The 13,037-nt window shown below is 67.7% G+C and carries 14 protein-coding genes; 8 read left to right on the top strand and 6 right to left on the bottom strand.

The window, feature by feature from the left end:
• Nucleotides 1–106 precede the first annotated feature (106 nt).
• Nucleotides 107–2,104: a bifunctional DedA family/phosphatase PAP2 family protein gene (locus tag NSQ78_RS17710; protein ID WP_064239133.1), complete on the bottom strand. Its 1,998-nt coding sequence runs from the start codon at nucleotides 2,102–2,104 to the stop codon at nucleotides 107–109.
• An 85-nt stretch (nucleotides 2,105–2,189) separates the two neighbouring features.
• On the opposite strand from NSQ78_RS17710, the gene NSQ78_RS17705 reads away from it, so the two are divergent.
• Both NSQ78_RS17705 and NSQ78_RS17700 read left to right on the top strand, forming a co-directional pair.
• Entirely contained in the window at nucleotides 2,190–2,852 is a 663-nt protein-coding gene (locus NSQ78_RS17705) for a serine/threonine-protein kinase (protein WP_057495206.1), read from the top strand.
• Nucleotides 2,849–3,355: a DUF2867 domain-containing protein gene (locus tag NSQ78_RS17700; RefSeq protein ID WP_064239132.1), complete on the top strand. Its 507-nt coding sequence runs from the start codon at nucleotides 2,849–2,851 to the stop codon at nucleotides 3,353–3,355. Before NSQ78_RS17705 ends, NSQ78_RS17700 begins: the two co-directional genes overlap by 4 nt.
• A 110-nt stretch (nucleotides 3,356–3,465) precedes the next feature.
• Here NSQ78_RS17700 and NSQ78_RS17695 read toward each other — a convergent pair whose 3' ends face one another.
• Nucleotides 3,466–4,149 (bottom strand): hypothetical protein, encoded by a 684-nt coding sequence (locus NSQ78_RS17695; protein WP_064239131.1) that lies wholly within the window; start codon nucleotides 4,147–4,149, stop codon nucleotides 3,466–3,468.
• Nucleotides 4,150–4,257: 108 nt separating this feature from the next.
• Here NSQ78_RS17695 and NSQ78_RS17690 point away from each other — a divergent pair, with 108 nt between their 5' ends.
• The 3 genes from NSQ78_RS17690 to NSQ78_RS17680 all read left to right on the top strand — a co-directional run bounded on the left by NSQ78_RS17690 (nucleotide 4,258) and on the right by NSQ78_RS17680 (nucleotide 7,264).
• Nucleotides 4,258–5,076 carry an NAD(P)-dependent oxidoreductase gene (locus tag NSQ78_RS17690; RefSeq protein ID WP_064239130.1) on the top strand — a complete coding sequence of 273 codons (819 nt, stop codon included), beginning with the start codon at nucleotides 4,258–4,260 and terminating at the stop codon, nucleotides 5,074–5,076.
• Between the two features lie 93 nt (nucleotides 5,077–5,169).
• Nucleotides 5,170–6,162 (top strand): YiiG family protein, encoded by a 993-nt coding sequence (locus NSQ78_RS17685; protein ID WP_064239129.1) that lies wholly within the window; start codon nucleotides 5,170–5,172, stop codon nucleotides 6,160–6,162.
• A 160-nt stretch (nucleotides 6,163–6,322) separates the two neighbouring features.
• The gene (locus NSQ78_RS17680) at nucleotides 6,323–7,264 is read left to right on the top strand and encodes a YiiG family protein (RefSeq protein WP_021203636.1); all 942 of its coding nucleotides are present in this window, start codon (nucleotides 6,323–6,325) and stop codon (nucleotides 7,262–7,264) included.
• A 102-nt stretch (nucleotides 7,265–7,366) separates the two neighbouring features.
• Here the strand turns inward: NSQ78_RS17680 and NSQ78_RS17675 are convergent, their stop codons facing one another.
• A complete protein-coding gene (locus NSQ78_RS17675; protein ID WP_049413719.1) occupies nucleotides 7,367–8,239 on the bottom strand; it encodes an ion transporter in 873 nt (290 codons plus the stop codon).
• A 63-nt stretch (nucleotides 8,240–8,302) separates the two neighbouring features.
• On the opposite strand from NSQ78_RS17675, the gene NSQ78_RS17670 reads away from it, so the two are divergent.
• Nucleotides 8,303–9,529, top strand: coding sequence for an acetylornithine transaminase (locus tag NSQ78_RS17670; RefSeq protein ID WP_064239128.1), 1,227 nt, complete (start codon nucleotides 8,303–8,305; stop codon nucleotides 9,527–9,529).
• 53 nt (nucleotides 9,530–9,582) lie between these two features.
• Here the strand turns inward: NSQ78_RS17670 and NSQ78_RS17665 are convergent, their stop codons facing one another.
• Nucleotides 9,583–10,185, bottom strand: coding sequence for an HAD-IA family hydrolase (locus NSQ78_RS17665; protein ID WP_053505840.1), 603 nt, complete (start codon nucleotides 10,183–10,185; stop codon nucleotides 9,583–9,585).
• Nucleotides 10,186–10,307: 122 nt separating this feature from the next.
• Here NSQ78_RS17665 and azu point away from each other — a divergent pair, with 122 nt between their 5' ends.
• Nucleotides 10,308–10,757 carry an azurin gene (azu, locus tag NSQ78_RS17660; protein WP_053461306.1) on the top strand — a complete coding sequence of 150 codons (450 nt, stop codon included), beginning with the start codon at nucleotides 10,308–10,310 and terminating at the stop codon, nucleotides 10,755–10,757.
• Between the two features lie 71 nt (nucleotides 10,758–10,828).
• Here the strand turns inward: azu and hemL are convergent, their stop codons facing one another.
• Both hemL and thiE read right to left on the bottom strand, forming a co-directional pair.
• Nucleotides 10,829–12,118 (bottom strand): glutamate-1-semialdehyde 2,1-aminomutase, encoded by a 1,290-nt coding sequence (hemL, locus tag NSQ78_RS17655; protein WP_049466933.1) that lies wholly within the window; start codon nucleotides 12,116–12,118, stop codon nucleotides 10,829–10,831.
• Nucleotides 12,119–12,135: 17 nt separating this feature from the next.
• Nucleotides 12,136–12,762, bottom strand: coding sequence for a thiamine phosphate synthase (gene thiE / locus NSQ78_RS17650; RefSeq protein WP_064239127.1), 627 nt, complete (start codon nucleotides 12,760–12,762; stop codon nucleotides 12,136–12,138).
• Between the two features lie 34 nt (nucleotides 12,763–12,796).
• Here thiE and NSQ78_RS17645 point away from each other — a divergent pair, with 34 nt between their 5' ends.
• Nucleotides 12,797–13,021 carry a rubredoxin gene (locus NSQ78_RS17645; protein ID WP_014038358.1) on the top strand — a complete coding sequence of 75 codons (225 nt, stop codon included), beginning with the start codon at nucleotides 12,797–12,799 and terminating at the stop codon, nucleotides 13,019–13,021.
• Nucleotides 13,022–13,037 lie beyond the last annotated feature (16 nt).

The following is a 13,037-nucleotide window of genomic DNA, read 5'->3' as shown; positions in this document are numbered from 1 at the left end:
GCGTGGATCTACTGTAGCGCCGAGCCCATGCTCGGCGTGTTGGATCGTGCGAAGCGCAGCCGGGCATGGGCCCGGCGCTACAGTGGGTGATCGCGCACCGGCCCCGTCAGGGCGTGGGAGTCTTCAACCGCAGCACCGGCAACCCGGTTTCGCTGTGCACATCCTCGCGCTGCGGCAGCTCCTGCACGGCCTCCTTCACCGCATTCAAGGCCGGGTCGACGCCGCGCAGCGGATGCCACATGCCGATCCATTCGAAGTGGCGCTCGTAGCGCAGGGTCTGCGCACTGCCCAGCCATAGCGGCGTATTGCCCGGTTGCAACTGCGCAGGGGCCGGCCACAGGCGCAGTACGTAGCGCTCATCGCGGTGTGTACCCGGGCGCACCATCAGCAGCGCCTCCACGCGCGTGTCCAGCGTGGCGGGCAGCACCGGCAGCGCATCGGCGCCGGTGTTCTTGTCCAGCATCAGCAGCGCTTCCTGCCAGCCGGCCTGTTCCTGCCGCTTCCAGCCGCGTGCTTCCAGCTGCGCCTGCAGCGGGGTCAACGGGCCCGCCACCTGCACGTCCAGCGGCCAGCGCTGGTCGTCGTCGAACTCGTTGCGGCGCGCCGGCAGTGTCGCCCAGTCGTGCTGCCACCAGGCCTGCATGTCCATCGCCTGCGCGGCCGGCAGGGTCGGCTCGAAGCGTTCCAGCTTCACCGGGATGTTGCGCGGCGCGTACCACATCGCCGCCACGGCAAAGACACCGTAGAACAGCCACGCCACCGGCTTCACCCAGAACGAGCGGTTGAAGCGGCGGCGGTAGGCGATGCCCAGCACCAGCAGCCAGAACGTGCCGAACAGCATGCCGCCGATCACATCGCTCAGCCAATGCGCGCCCAGGTACAGGCGCGAGAAGCCGATCAGGCTGACCACGATGCCCGACACCAGGTACGGCCAGACGCGGGTGCGGCCGGGCATCTCGCGGGCGATCAGCACTGCGAAGAAGCCGAAGGTGATGGTGGCCATCGTCACCGACACCGACGGGAAGCCGAAGCCACTGCTGGCGTCGACCGGGCGCACCACATCGACGGTGGCACCGAGCAGCATGGTCAATGCGAGGCCGAAGGCAAGCGCGGCCAGCCAGTGCGCGGCCGCCATCCAGCGCCGGCGCCAGATCAGGTAGCCCATCGCCGCCGCAGTGGCCGGCAGCAGTACCTGCCAGGCGCCCAGCGAGGCCAGCGCGGCCATCGGGTAATCGGCCAGCGGGTTGCGCAGGGCCAGCATGGCCTGGTGCACCAGCAGGTCGATCGCCAGCGGTTCCCCGTGCGCGACCACCACGGTCAGCAGTGCGAACCAGCCCCAGCCCAGCACCAGCAGCATCAACGCCAGCATCGCCAGCGGCACCGACTCGCGCCGCTTCGGGTCCAGCACACCGACGGTATAGCGGCCCAGTGTCGGGTGGCGGTTGGACCAGTCCAGCAGCCGCGCCAGCCAGTTGTCCATGCGCGCGGCCGACCAGCGGTAGCCATACAGCACGATGGCCCAGACCAGGCCGAGGATCACTGCCAGCAGGCCGACCACCACCACCAGTCGCCCGGCCACTGCGGCCACCGCGTCGTAGGCCTCGCCGAGCACCCAGCCCGGTGCCAGGAACAACACCGCCCACGAAATGCTGGCGATGCCACTGGCCTGCACGTAGCGGCTGGCCGGCATTTTCATCATGCCCGCGATGGCCGGCACGAACGGCCGGATCGCGCCCACGTAGCGTGCCACCAGGATGCTCTTGAAGGCATTGCGGCGGAACAGGTTTTCGCCGCGGTCGAGCAGCTGCGGGTAACGGCTGAAGGGCCACACGCCACGCAGGCGGTCACCCCAGCGGCGCCCGATCCAGTAACTGATGCCATCACCGGCGAATGCGCCCAGTGCGGCGGCGGCCACCGCGTACGGCCCGGAGATCTGGCCCAGGCCGATGAACACGCCCACCGCGAACAGCAGCGGCAGGGCCGGTACGATGGCACCGAGAATGATCACCGCGTCGCAGAAGGCGATGAGGAAGATAACGGCACCCGCCAGCACGGGGTGAGCGGCAATCCACGCGAGCGTGGCGTCGATCCATGAAGAGTCCATTGCCCGATTATAGGGGCGTGAAGGTGACTGGTTCCCAGCCGCTTGGTGACCGTTTGCAACCATCGCCATCGCCTAGAATGGGGTCATGCCGCATACGCCAGACACTCCACCGCATGCTTTGAAGGCCGACAGCTTCGGTCGCATCCTCCTTGTGGAAGGGCCGGCCGGTCCCTTCGTGCGCCGTGATCTGGGCGCCACACCACTGTGGTTGCGGCTGCCGGCCTGGTGGCTGGCCCGCCGCGAAGCACGCGCGCTGCGCCATATCCATGGCATGGCCGATGTGCCACAGCTGCTGGCGTGGGATGGCCGTCATCTCGACCGCAGCTTCATGGCCGGCGACGCCATGTACCAGCGTCCGCCCCGCGGCGACCTGGCCTGGTTCCGCGCCGCGCGTCGCTTGCTGCAGCAGCTGCATCGCAATGGCGTGGCCCACAACGATCTGGCCAAGGAAGCCAACTGGCTGGTGACCGAGGACGGCCGTCCGGCATTGATCGACTTCCAGCTGGCGGTGATCGGCAACCCGCGCTCGCGCTGGATGCGCCTGCTGGCCCGCGAGGACCTGCGGCACCTGCTCAAGCACAAGCGCATGTACTGCCGCGAGTCGCTCACCCCGGTGGAAAAGCGCGTGCTCAAGCGCACCTCGTGGGTGCGCGAACTGTGGTTCGCCACCGGCAAGCCGGTCTACCGCTTCGTCACCCGCCGCATCCTGCATTGGGAAGACAACGAGGGGCAGGGGCCGAAGCCGTGAGCTCTGCGCAGGTGGTGACCGGCCCGCCGAGCGCGGGCAGTGTCCTGCGCCCACATCTGGCCGGCGCCGACTTCGTGCATGCCTGCCAGGCAACGACCCATCGTGATGGACGCTCGGCCTTGCGGGCCTATCGCGATATGGCCGCGACCATTCCCGGCTGGTTCGACGGATTGATGGCGCTACGCAACCACGGCATGCGCCTGCTCGGCATGAAGGACCTGGGCTCGTTGCGTGCGGTGCAGGGTGTTGCGGATCCTCAACCCGGGCAGCGGCTGGGCATCTTCACCCTGCAGTCGCTGGATGACGATGCCATCGTGCTGGAAGACGACGATCGCCACCTGCGTGTGCAGCTGGCCCTGCAGTGGCACGGCGACGTGCTGGAAGTGGCAACGGTGGTGCATACGCACAACGCGTTCGGGCGCATGTACATGCTGCCGGTTGCACCCGTGCATCGGCAGATCGTGCCGCATCTGCTGAGGAAGCAGGTGCAGGGGTACCGGTAGATCCACGCCATGCGTGGATGCGCCCGCTGTCGGCCTTGATGTAGCGCCGAGCCATGCTCGGCTGCATTCAATGAGCCGAGCATGGCCCGGCTCTACAGGCGCCGGTGACCTTACGGCGTCGCCGGCACCACCTGCTGGCCAATGAAGTTGCGCTTGGCATCGAAGTCGTAGGCGATCTGCAACTGGCCCACATCCGGGCAGGCGTGGCAGTCGCGCAGCGGCGTGCGGTACAGCAGGCGGATGCCGCCGTTCTCCAGCGGCGTGGCCCCGGCCGACTGCGCCGGTGCGAACGGCGTGGCCTGCGGGTGGTCCTTAAGCAGGGCCTGCACGGTGGGATCGGCACGCAGGGTGTCGTCCAGCTGCACGGCATCCACATCGATGCGCTTGCCGGTGGCGTCGACCAGGCGGGTGCCCTCGTTGGTGTTGGCGCGGAACGGATACTCGACCGTGGCAATGCCCAGGCCTTCGTTCTCGTGCCAGGCCGTCACGTAGGCCAGCTCGCCGCCGGTGGACAGCTGTTCGGCGGCGGTGATCGCATCGGCGCTGGCGCCGCCGGCGCGCATCGCATCGCGCAGGCAATCACGCGTGGCCGCGTTCTCGCCTTGGCGGCAGGCGTTGAGGTCGCCATCCCACACCACTGCCTCGCTCCAGCGCAGCTTGCCGTCGGCGGCGGCCTTCTCTGCGCTGGGGGTGTCACCGGCAGGCGGCTCCTTGCCGGGTTCCGGCGAACGGCCCTGGCAGGCAGTCAGCAGGGCAAGCCCCAGGGCAGGCAGCAACAGGCGGGAACGGCGCATGGCGTGGACCTCGTGCGTTGACTGGAGGCCCGAGTATCGTCAAGGCCGGGTGAACTCCACGTCGGCGCGGCATACTAGCGGCTCATTGCATACGCTGGAGTGTGGAACGTGGGCAGTCTGCAGGGCAAAACGCTTTTCATCACCGGTGCCTCGCGCGGCATCGGCCTGGCCATCGCACTGCGCGCTGCGCGCGACGGCGCCAATGTGGCCATTGCGGCCAAGTCATCGGTGCCGAATCCGAAGTTGCCAGGCACCATCCATACCGCAGCCGAAGCCGTTACGGCGGCCGGCGGCCAGGGGCTGGCGCTGAAGTGCGATATCCGCGAGGAAGAGCAGGTACAGGCGGCTGTTGCCGCCACGGTCGACACCTTCGGTGGCATCGACATCCTGGTCAACAATGCCAGCGCGATCTGGCTGCGTGGCACGCTGGATACGCCGATGAAACGCTTCGACCTGATGCAGCAGGTCAATTCGCGCGGCAGTTTCCTGTGCGCGCAGGCCTGCCTGCCGTACCTGCTGCAGGCGCCGAATCCGCACATCCTGACCCTGGCGCCGCCGCCGAGCCTGGAACCGAAGTGGTGGGGCGCGCACACCGGCTACACGCTGGCGAAGATGGGCATGAGCTTCGTCACGCTCGGCCTGGCCGCGGAATTCGGCCCGCAGGGTGTGGCGGTGAACGCGCTGTGGCCGCGCACGGTGATCGCCACCGATGCGATCAACATGATTCCGGGCGTCGATGCGGCCGGCTGCCGCACGCCGCAGATCATGGCCGATGCTGCGCACGCGGTGCTGGTGCGCGAGGCGGCGGGTTTCCACGGCCAGTTCCTGATCGACGATGACGTGCTGGTGCAGGCGGGTATCACCGATCTGTCCAGCTATGCGGTGGATCCATCGCGTCCGTTGTTGCCGGATCTGTTCCTGGACTGATCGCGCGTCGCCGGCAGAGGCCGAGGGCTGCGACCTTCGGCCTGCTGCGCTAGAATGCGCGGCTGTAATCGTTTTCAACAGGGACGTGAACCCATGTCACGCACTCTTTCCATCGCGGCGCTGGCCGCTTCGCTGTCGATTGTCCTGGCTGCCTGCGGCAGCAAGGCGCCTGCAACCGCTGGCGACGCCGGCCCTTCCAGCACGCCCGACGCCAGCGCGGCGCCGTCGGACACACAGCAGCAGTTGACCGCCAAGCTCAACGCCTACATCGGCTGCTTCAACACGCTTGATTCGAAGACCCACGGCAGCATCGAGTCCTATACGCGCTGGATCAAGGACGTCGAGGCCGGCCCGACCGGGCGCGAGACCCAGGTGTACGGTCCGTTCGAGATCAGCGACTACGACATGAAGCAGTGCGATGGCCCCGTGACCGAGGCGATGGCTGCCAAGCCGGCGCTGGCCGAGCTCGATGCCGCTGCTGGCCATTACCAGCAGGCGCTGAAGGCATTGGTGCCGATCAGCAAGGAGGCGCACGACTACTACGATCGCCAGGACTACGAAGATGACCGGTTCGCCAAGGGCAAGCAGCTGCATGCGCCCTTGATGGCCGCCTTCAAGGAGTTCGTGGCTGCCAGCGCAACGTTCAACGCCGAGCTGGAGCGCCAGAACGACGCCGCCCAGCGCGAGCAGCTCAAGGCGCTGGAACAGGCCGAGGGGCGCACGCGCGAGTACTACCGTCTGGCGATGATGCTGGAAGCCAAGGCCATCATGGATCTGATGAGCGAGGACGATTTCGACCAGGCCAAGGCGCGCGAGCGTCTGGATGCGTTCAACCGCATTTCCGACGAAGCGCATGCGAAGGTGGCTGATCAGGAGCCGGGCAAGCTGGACTGGAACAGCTTCGAGCGTGAGGCCGAGAACTTCCGGCGCGAAGGCAAGGAGCGGCTGAAGCGCGTCAGCGAGAACACGCCCTATACCGATTTCGAGCGGCGCATGCTGGATTCGCCCTCGATGGCGCCGAGCGGCTCTGCCAGCAAGCTGATGCAGGAGTACAACTCGCTGGTTTTCCAGAGCAACCGCCAGTAGGCGAGAAGCTCAACGCGCTATTTTTGTCGCGATCGAGCAGGTTGATCGCGACATGACACGCCCCGCAGCCCCGAATGCCAGCACCTTCCCGAGGTGCTGGAGCGCGCGCTCGCGCCATGCAGGACGATGGCTGCAGTTTTCACTGGTGCAAGGAACTGATTTGAACGCATCCACACGCCTGATTCCCGTTCTCCTGCTCGGCGCGCTGGCCGGCTGCAACAGCCCGGCGGGGCTGGCGGTCGCCGACCCCGGGCTGGAGAAGGTGAACGCCTACATCGAGTGCTACAACGGCGTCGAACAGCCCATCCACGAAGGCTTCCAGACTTACACGGGCTGGATGAAGGACCCCAAAGCGGGGCCGACCGGCAAGGAAGCGCAGCCACGCTCACCGGGCAAGCTGTTGTCGCACCGCGTCGAGTACTGCGGCCAGCCGCTGACCGATGCGCTGGCAAAGACCCCTGCCACGCCGCTGGATGCACCCGCGCGACAGTACCAGCAGGCATTCCAGGCACTGAACACCCTGATCGAGCGTGCCGATGGGTACTTCACCCGCGAGGACTATCGTCGCGATGGTGGCGAAGGGATGCGCAGCCAGCATGCCCCGCTGATGCAGGCCTATGCTGATTTCTTCAAGGCCAGCGAAGCAATGGATGCGGCGCTGGAAAAGAACGAGAACGATCGCCGCGCCGCCCAGCTGAAGCAGATCGAGGAAAGCGAAGGCCGCTCGCTGGCCTATTACCACCTGCGCCTTGTCGGCGATGGCAAGCAGCTGGCGATGGCGTTCCAGAGCGACGCGCCGGATGTTGCGGCGTTGCGCGGCCAGCTGGCCGACTATCAGGCGCTGGTGACGGAAATCCAGAACAGTGGTGTCGGCAAGGACGACCCGATGTGGGGCCATGTGCAGCGTTCGGCCGACAAGCTGGTGCGTACCGCCGGGCGCGGTGTCGAGCGTCTGGAGCAGGGCAAGCCGATCACCGCCGATGCGTTGGCCGCCGAGCGCAAGGCGTCGGGCAGCTGGCTCACCACCGATCCTGAAGGGGCACAGTCGACGATCCTGGACGCCTACAACGACCTGGTGACCACCAGCAACCGCATGCGCTGAGGGCGATCCACACAGGGCGTGGCCCCGTCCACGGTGGCACCGGGCCATGCCCGGCGCACACCCTGCGGGGTTGGCAGTGCCGGCCGCTGGCCGGCATGTGCCTCAATGGCTGAATGCGTCCGGCAGTTCACCGCCACACTTGCGGCAGTGGCGCGCATCCGGTTCATGCCCCTCCAGCCCGCAGTGCGGGCAGCCGCGCGCATCCCGGCGCGCCGCCAGTTCGGCTTCGCGCATGGTGCTGGCCAGTTCGGCGGTGTAGATGCCGGTCGGCACGGCGATGATGCTGTAGCCGATCAGGATCAGCACCGAGGTGACGAAGCGGCCAAGCACGGTCTGCGGCACGATGTCGCCGAAGCCGACCGTGGCCATGGTCACCACCGCCCAGTACATGCTGGCCGGGATGTTGGTGAAGCCGTGTTCGGGGCCCTCGATCACGTACATCAGCGCCCCGGCGATGATGGTGATGGTGATCACCGTGAACAGGAACACCAGCACCTTGCGCCGGCTGCGCCACAGCGACGTCATCAGGACGCCGCTTTCCTCGATGTAGCGGGTCAGCTTGAGGATGCGGAACACGCGCAGGATGCGCAGCGCACGCACCACCAGCAGGCTCTGTGCGCCGGGGATGAACATCGACAGGTAGGCGGGCAGGATCGACAGCAGGTCGATGATGCCCCAGATGCTCACCGCGTAACGCAGCGGGCGCTTGACCACCGCCAGGCGCAGCAGGTACTCGGCGGTGAAGATGATCGTGAAGCCCCATTCCAGGATGTACAGGCCGGTGGACCATTCGGCATGCAGGTGCTGCACGCTGTCGATCATCACCACCAGGATGCTGGCAACGATCGCCACCACCAGGATCAGGTCGAAATTGCGCGAGGGCCGCGAGTCATGGCGGTAGATGATGTCGAACCACCGACGGCGCCAGCCGGTCTCGGTGGCGGGGTTGAGCTGGGGGGCGGAAAACGGTCGCATGGGCGCATTGTGCCGCAGGGGTTCCGGCGCGAGAATGGGCATTCCTGAACCCTGCCGACTGCCATGACCGCCGCGACCGATCCGCTGATTTCCCTTTCGCACTACTACCTGCCGGTCTACAAGCCCCGCCAGGTGGTGCTGGAGCGAGGGCAGGGCGCCCGCGTGTGGGACAGCCAGGGGCGTGAGTTCATCGACCTGGCCGCCGGCATCGCCGTGTGCGGCCTGGGCCACAACGATCCGGACCTGGTGGCCGCGCTGGTCGAGCAGGCCGGCAAGCTCTGGCACACCAGCAACGTGTTCTACAGTGCGCCGCCGCTGCACCTGGCCGAGGAGCTGGTGAAGGCCAGCCGCTTCGCCGAGCGCGTGTTCCTGTGCAATTCCGGCGCCGAAGCCAACGAAGTGGCGATCAAGATGGTCCGCAAGTGGGCCTCCAGCCAGGGCCGCCCGGCCGACAAGCGGGTGATCATCACCTTCCGTGGCAGCTTCCACGGCCGCACCCTGGGCGCGGTGACCGCCACGGCCCAGCCGAAGTACCAGGAAGGCTACGAACCGCTGCCCGGTGGCTTCCGCTACATCGATTTCAACGATGAAGTGCAGCTGGAAACCGCGATGGCCGCCGGCGACGTGGCAGCGGTGATGCTGGAGCCGATCCAGGGCGAGGGCGGCGTGATGCCGGCCAAGTCCGGCTTCCTCAAGCGCGTGCGCGAACTGTGCGACCAGCACAACGCACTGCTGGTGCTGGACGAGATCCAGGCCGGCATGGGCCGCACCGGCACGCTGTTAGCGCACTGGCAGGACGATGTAGTGCCGGACATGGTCACCCTGGCCAAGGCACTCGGCGGCGGCTTCCCGATCGGCGCGATGCTGGCCGGCCCGAAGGTGGCCGAGACCATGCAGTTCGGCGCGCACGGCACCACCTTCGGCGGCAATCCGCTGGCCGCTGCGGTGGCCCGCGTGGCACTGCGCAAGCTGGGCTCGGCGGAGATCGCCGCCAACGTCAGCCGCCAGTCCAAGGCGCTGCGCGATGGCTTCGCCCGCATCAACGACGAGTTCGGTGTGTTCAGCGACGTGCGTGGCCGCGGCCTGATGCTGGGCGCGGTGCTGGGCAAGGACTTCGCCGGCCAGGCCGGTGCGATCCTCGACCATGCCGCCGAGCACGGCCTGCTGACCCTGCAGGCCGGCCCGGACGTGCTGCGCTTCGTGCCGTCGCTGAACATCACCGACGAAGAAGTGGCCGAAGGCCTGAAGCGCCTGCGCGCAGCGATTGCGGCGTTCATCGCCGCGCGCTGAGGCCATCGTGCCGGGGTCGGATTCCTTTCCTGCGGAGAGGGCTCTGACCCCGATCAGCTCACCGCGTAGCGCTTCAACACCTTGCCCAATCCCCGGCCATCGCGCACGGTCTCCGCGTGCAGGCCGGCAGCGCGCGCGCCACGCACGTTGGCGAACAGGTCATCGACGAACAGCGTGCGCGAAGGCGCCACGCCCAGCGCGTCCAGCGTGCGCAGGAACACCGCCGGTGCGGGCTTGCGCAGGCCGAAATCCGCGCTGCAGAACACGCGGCCCTGCAGCGCAGGGAACAGTTCCGGCAGCAGGGTGGGCAGCGCCTGTACCATCAGCGCGCCGTTGTTGGTGAGTACGGCCATCGGCAGCTGCAGGCCCTGCAGCCGCTGCAGCACGGCCGCCTGCGGATGGCTGGCGGCCTGGCGTGCCGCAATCCATGTCGCGACATCGACGGTCCTGCCCAGGCGCTCCCCCAGCCGCGCCAGATAGGCCGGGCCCTCCAGCGTGCCGTCGTCATGCGCCGCCTCCAGTCCGCTGTCATACAGCGCGGCCTGCACGGCCTGGGTCGGAACCTGCAGTGCGTTCGCCAGCTGCAGCACGCGTTGTGCGCGCTGGTACTGCACCAGCACGCCATCCACATCCAGCAGCAACAGGTCGATCCGCATCGGCCGAGCATGCCATCGCGGTGGATGCGCGGAAACCCTGGAGTGGACGTGCGACAGACGGTCGCAGCCGGGGGCGCAGGCGGATGCCTAGAATGGCGCTTGAATCCGCAGGAGAGGCAACGATGAAGGCTTGGCTGGTGGCAATGGGACTGGGCGCGGTGATGCTGGCGCCGTCGGCGATGGCGCGGGTGTGTGCGGTAAGCATCGACAGCACCGACCAGATGAGCTTCAGCAGCCGCGAGATCAAGGTCGCCGCTGATTGCACCGCCGTGGACCTGACCCTGCGTCATACCGGCAAGCTGGCCGCTACCGCGATGGGCCACAACTGGGTGCTGACCCGCACGGCCGATTACCAGCCGGTGGCGATGGCGGGCATGCGCATGACCCTGGCCGACAGCTACCTGCCGAAGGCCGACAAGCGCGTGTTGGCGCATACCAAAGTGATCGGTGGAGGCGAGACCACCCGTGTGCGTTTCTCCACCCAGGGCCTGCAGAAGGGCGCTGACTACACCTTCTTCTGCTCGTTCCCCGGCCACTTCGCGATGATGAAGGGCACCTTCGTCTTCGGCTAGAAAAAAGGGGACGGAGGGGATTAAGTCGTTTGTGCACAAACGACTTAATCCCCTCCGTCCCCTTTTTGCGATCAGCCCTTGGCGGCCCGGAACGCTACGCGTGCGGCGGCGAGGGTGGCCTCGATCACCGCGTCATCGTGGGCGCTGGACAGGAAGCCGGCCTCGTACGCCGACGGTGCCAGGAACACGCCCTGGTCGAGCATCGCGTGGAAGAAGCGGTTGAACGCCGGGATGTCACAGGCGGTGGCCTGCGCATAGGTCTCGACCTTCTCGCTGGTGAAGAACAGCCCGAACATCGCGCCCACGCGGGTGGTGGTCACCGCCACGCCGGCTTCGGCGGCGGCCGCTTCCAGGCCGGCACACAGGCGTGCGGTGCGCTCGGCCAGGTCGGCGTGGAAGCCCGGCTGCTGGATCAGCTCCAGCATCGCCAGCCCGGCGGCCATCGCCACCGGATTGCCGCTGAGCGTGCCGGCCTGGTAGATCGGGCCGGCCGGGGCGATCTGCTGCATCAGTTCGCGGCGACCGCCGTAGGCACCCACCGGCATGCCGCCGCCGATGATCTTGCCGAAGGTGGTCAGGTCAGGGGTGATGCCGTAGTGCGCCTGTGCACCGCCGAGGGCGACGCGGAAACCGGTCATCACTTCGTCGAAGATCAGCAGCGCGCCATGCTGCGTACACAGTGCGCGCAGGTGCTGCAGGTAGCCTTCGCGCGGCGGGATGCAGTTGGCATTGCCGACCACCGGTTCGATGATCAGCCCGGCGATGTCGTCGCCCTGCTGCGCGAACAGCGCGGTGGCCGCTTCGAAGTCGTTGTAGGGCAGGGTCAGGGTCAGTTCGCTCAGCCCGGCCGGGACGCCCGGCGAGGTTGGCACGCCCAGGGTCAGCATGCCGCTGCCGGCCTTCACCAGGAACGAGTCGCCGTGACCGTGGTAGCAGCCTTCGAACTTGACGATGCGGTTGCGGCCGGTGGCGCCACGCGCCAGGCGGATCGCCGACAGCGTGGCCTCGGTGCCGGAGTTGACCATGCGCACCATCTCGCACGATGGCACCAGGCGGGTGATGGTCTCGGCCATGGTGACTTCGGCCGCGCACGGCGCACCGAAGGACAGGCCATTGTCGATCGCCTTCTTCACCGCCTGGCGCACGGCCGGGTGGTTGTGGCCGACGATCATCGGGCCCCAGGAACCGACATAGTCGATGTAGCGGTTGCCGTCGACGTCGTACAGGTAGGCACCGTCGGCGCGTTCAACGAAGAACGGCTCGCCGCCGACCGACTTGAACGCGCGCACCGGCGAATTGACGCCGCCCGGCAACAGCTGCTGGGCGCGGGAGAACAGGGCGTGGGACTGGTCGTGGTTCATGGGGAATATCCTGGGCGTTACGCGAACTGGGCGAGGAAGGCGCGCTGGGTCGCGACCGGGTCTTCGGCGGCGAACACGCTGCTGACCACGGCGACCAGATCGGCACCGGCGTCGATGATGGGCCCGACATTGTCCGGCGTCAGCCCGCCGATCGCCACCCGCGGCACGCCCAGTGCGGCGCTTTGCCGCAGCAGGTCGGTATGCGCGCGGCTGGTGGTGATCTTGGTGGTGGTCGGGAAAAACGCGCCGAAGGCCACGTAGCTGGCGCCGGCGGCCACGGCCCTCTCGGCATTGGCCAGCTGGTCATAGCAGGAGGCGCCGATGATGGCCTCGGGGCCGAGCAGGGCGCGCGCGCTGGGGATGTCGCCGTCGGTGCCGCCCAGATGCACCCCCGCTGCGCCAACGGCCTTGGCCAGCGCCGGGTCGTCGTTGACGATCAGCGGCACGCCGTATTCCGCGCACAGCGCCTGCAGGGCGATGGCCTGCTCCCGCCGCAGCGCGCCGCTGGTGGTCTTGTTGCGGTATTGCAGCCAGGTAGCGCCCGCGGCCAGCAGCGGCGCGGTACGGGCCAGCAGGCGCGCGGTATCGGGCTCGTCCGGGGTGATCAGGTAGACGCCGCGGGGCGCCGGGGAAGCAGAAGTCATCGATGGCTACCGGTGAGTGGACCGCGATGGGACAATGGCGGCCCGTGAATCCAGCCCCGATTATCCGATGAGCGATGCCACCCCCACCACCTTGCGCACCTGGATGTGCGTGGTCTGCGGCTTCCTGTACAGCGAAGCGGAGGGCCTGCCGGAGGAGGGCATCGCGCCGGGGACGCGCTGGGAGGACATTCCAGAGACCTGGACCTGCCCGGACTGCGGGGTCACCAAGGCCGATTTCGAGATGGTCGAGGTCGATTGACCGGACCCTGGGTGTG

The sequence above is a fragment of the Stenotrophomonas sp. FSL W7-1447 genome (assembly GCF_037966425.1).
Classification (GTDB): Bacteria; Pseudomonadota; Gammaproteobacteria; order Xanthomonadales; family Xanthomonadaceae; genus Stenotrophomonas; species Stenotrophomonas pavanii.
Note: the sequence above shows the minus strand (reverse complement) of the source record. Positions and strands in the feature narration are given on the sequence as shown.

Coding starts and splice junctions, on each gene's coding strand:
- NSQ78_RS17710 (WP_064239133.1), bottom strand. CDS start 2,104: ATGGACTCTTCATGGATCGACGCCACGCTCGCGTGGATTGCCGCTCAC.
- NSQ78_RS17705 (WP_057495206.1), top strand. CDS start 2,190: ATGCCGCATACGCCAGACACTCCACCGCATGCTTTGAAGGCCGACAGC.
- NSQ78_RS17695 (WP_064239131.1), bottom strand. CDS start 4,149: ATGCGCCGTTCCCGCCTGTTGCTGCCTGCCCTGGGGCTTGCCCTGCTG.
- NSQ78_RS17685 (WP_064239129.1), top strand. CDS start 5,170: ATGTCACGCACTCTTTCCATCGCGGCGCTGGCCGCTTCGCTGTCGATT.
- NSQ78_RS17675 (WP_049413719.1), bottom strand. CDS start 8,239: ATGCGACCGTTTTCCGCCCCCCAGCTCAACCCCGCCACCGAGACCGGC.
- NSQ78_RS17670 (WP_064239128.1), top strand. CDS start 8,303: ATGACCGCCGCGACCGATCCGCTGATTTCCCTTTCGCACTACTACCTG.
- NSQ78_RS17665 (WP_053505840.1), bottom strand. CDS start 10,185: ATGCGGATCGACCTGTTGCTGCTGGATGTGGATGGCGTGCTGGTGCAG.
- azu (WP_053461306.1), top strand. CDS start 10,308: ATGAAGGCTTGGCTGGTGGCAATGGGACTGGGCGCGGTGATGCTGGCG.
- hemL (WP_049466933.1), bottom strand. CDS start 12,118: ATGAACCACGACCAGTCCCACGCCCTGTTCTCCCGCGCCCAGCAGCTG.
- thiE (WP_064239127.1), bottom strand. CDS start 12,762: ATGACTTCTGCTTCCCCGGCGCCCCGCGGCGTCTACCTGATCACCCCG.
- NSQ78_RS17645 (WP_014038358.1), top strand. CDS start 12,797: ATGGCGGCCCGTGAATCCAGCCCCGATTATCCGATGAGCGATGCCACC.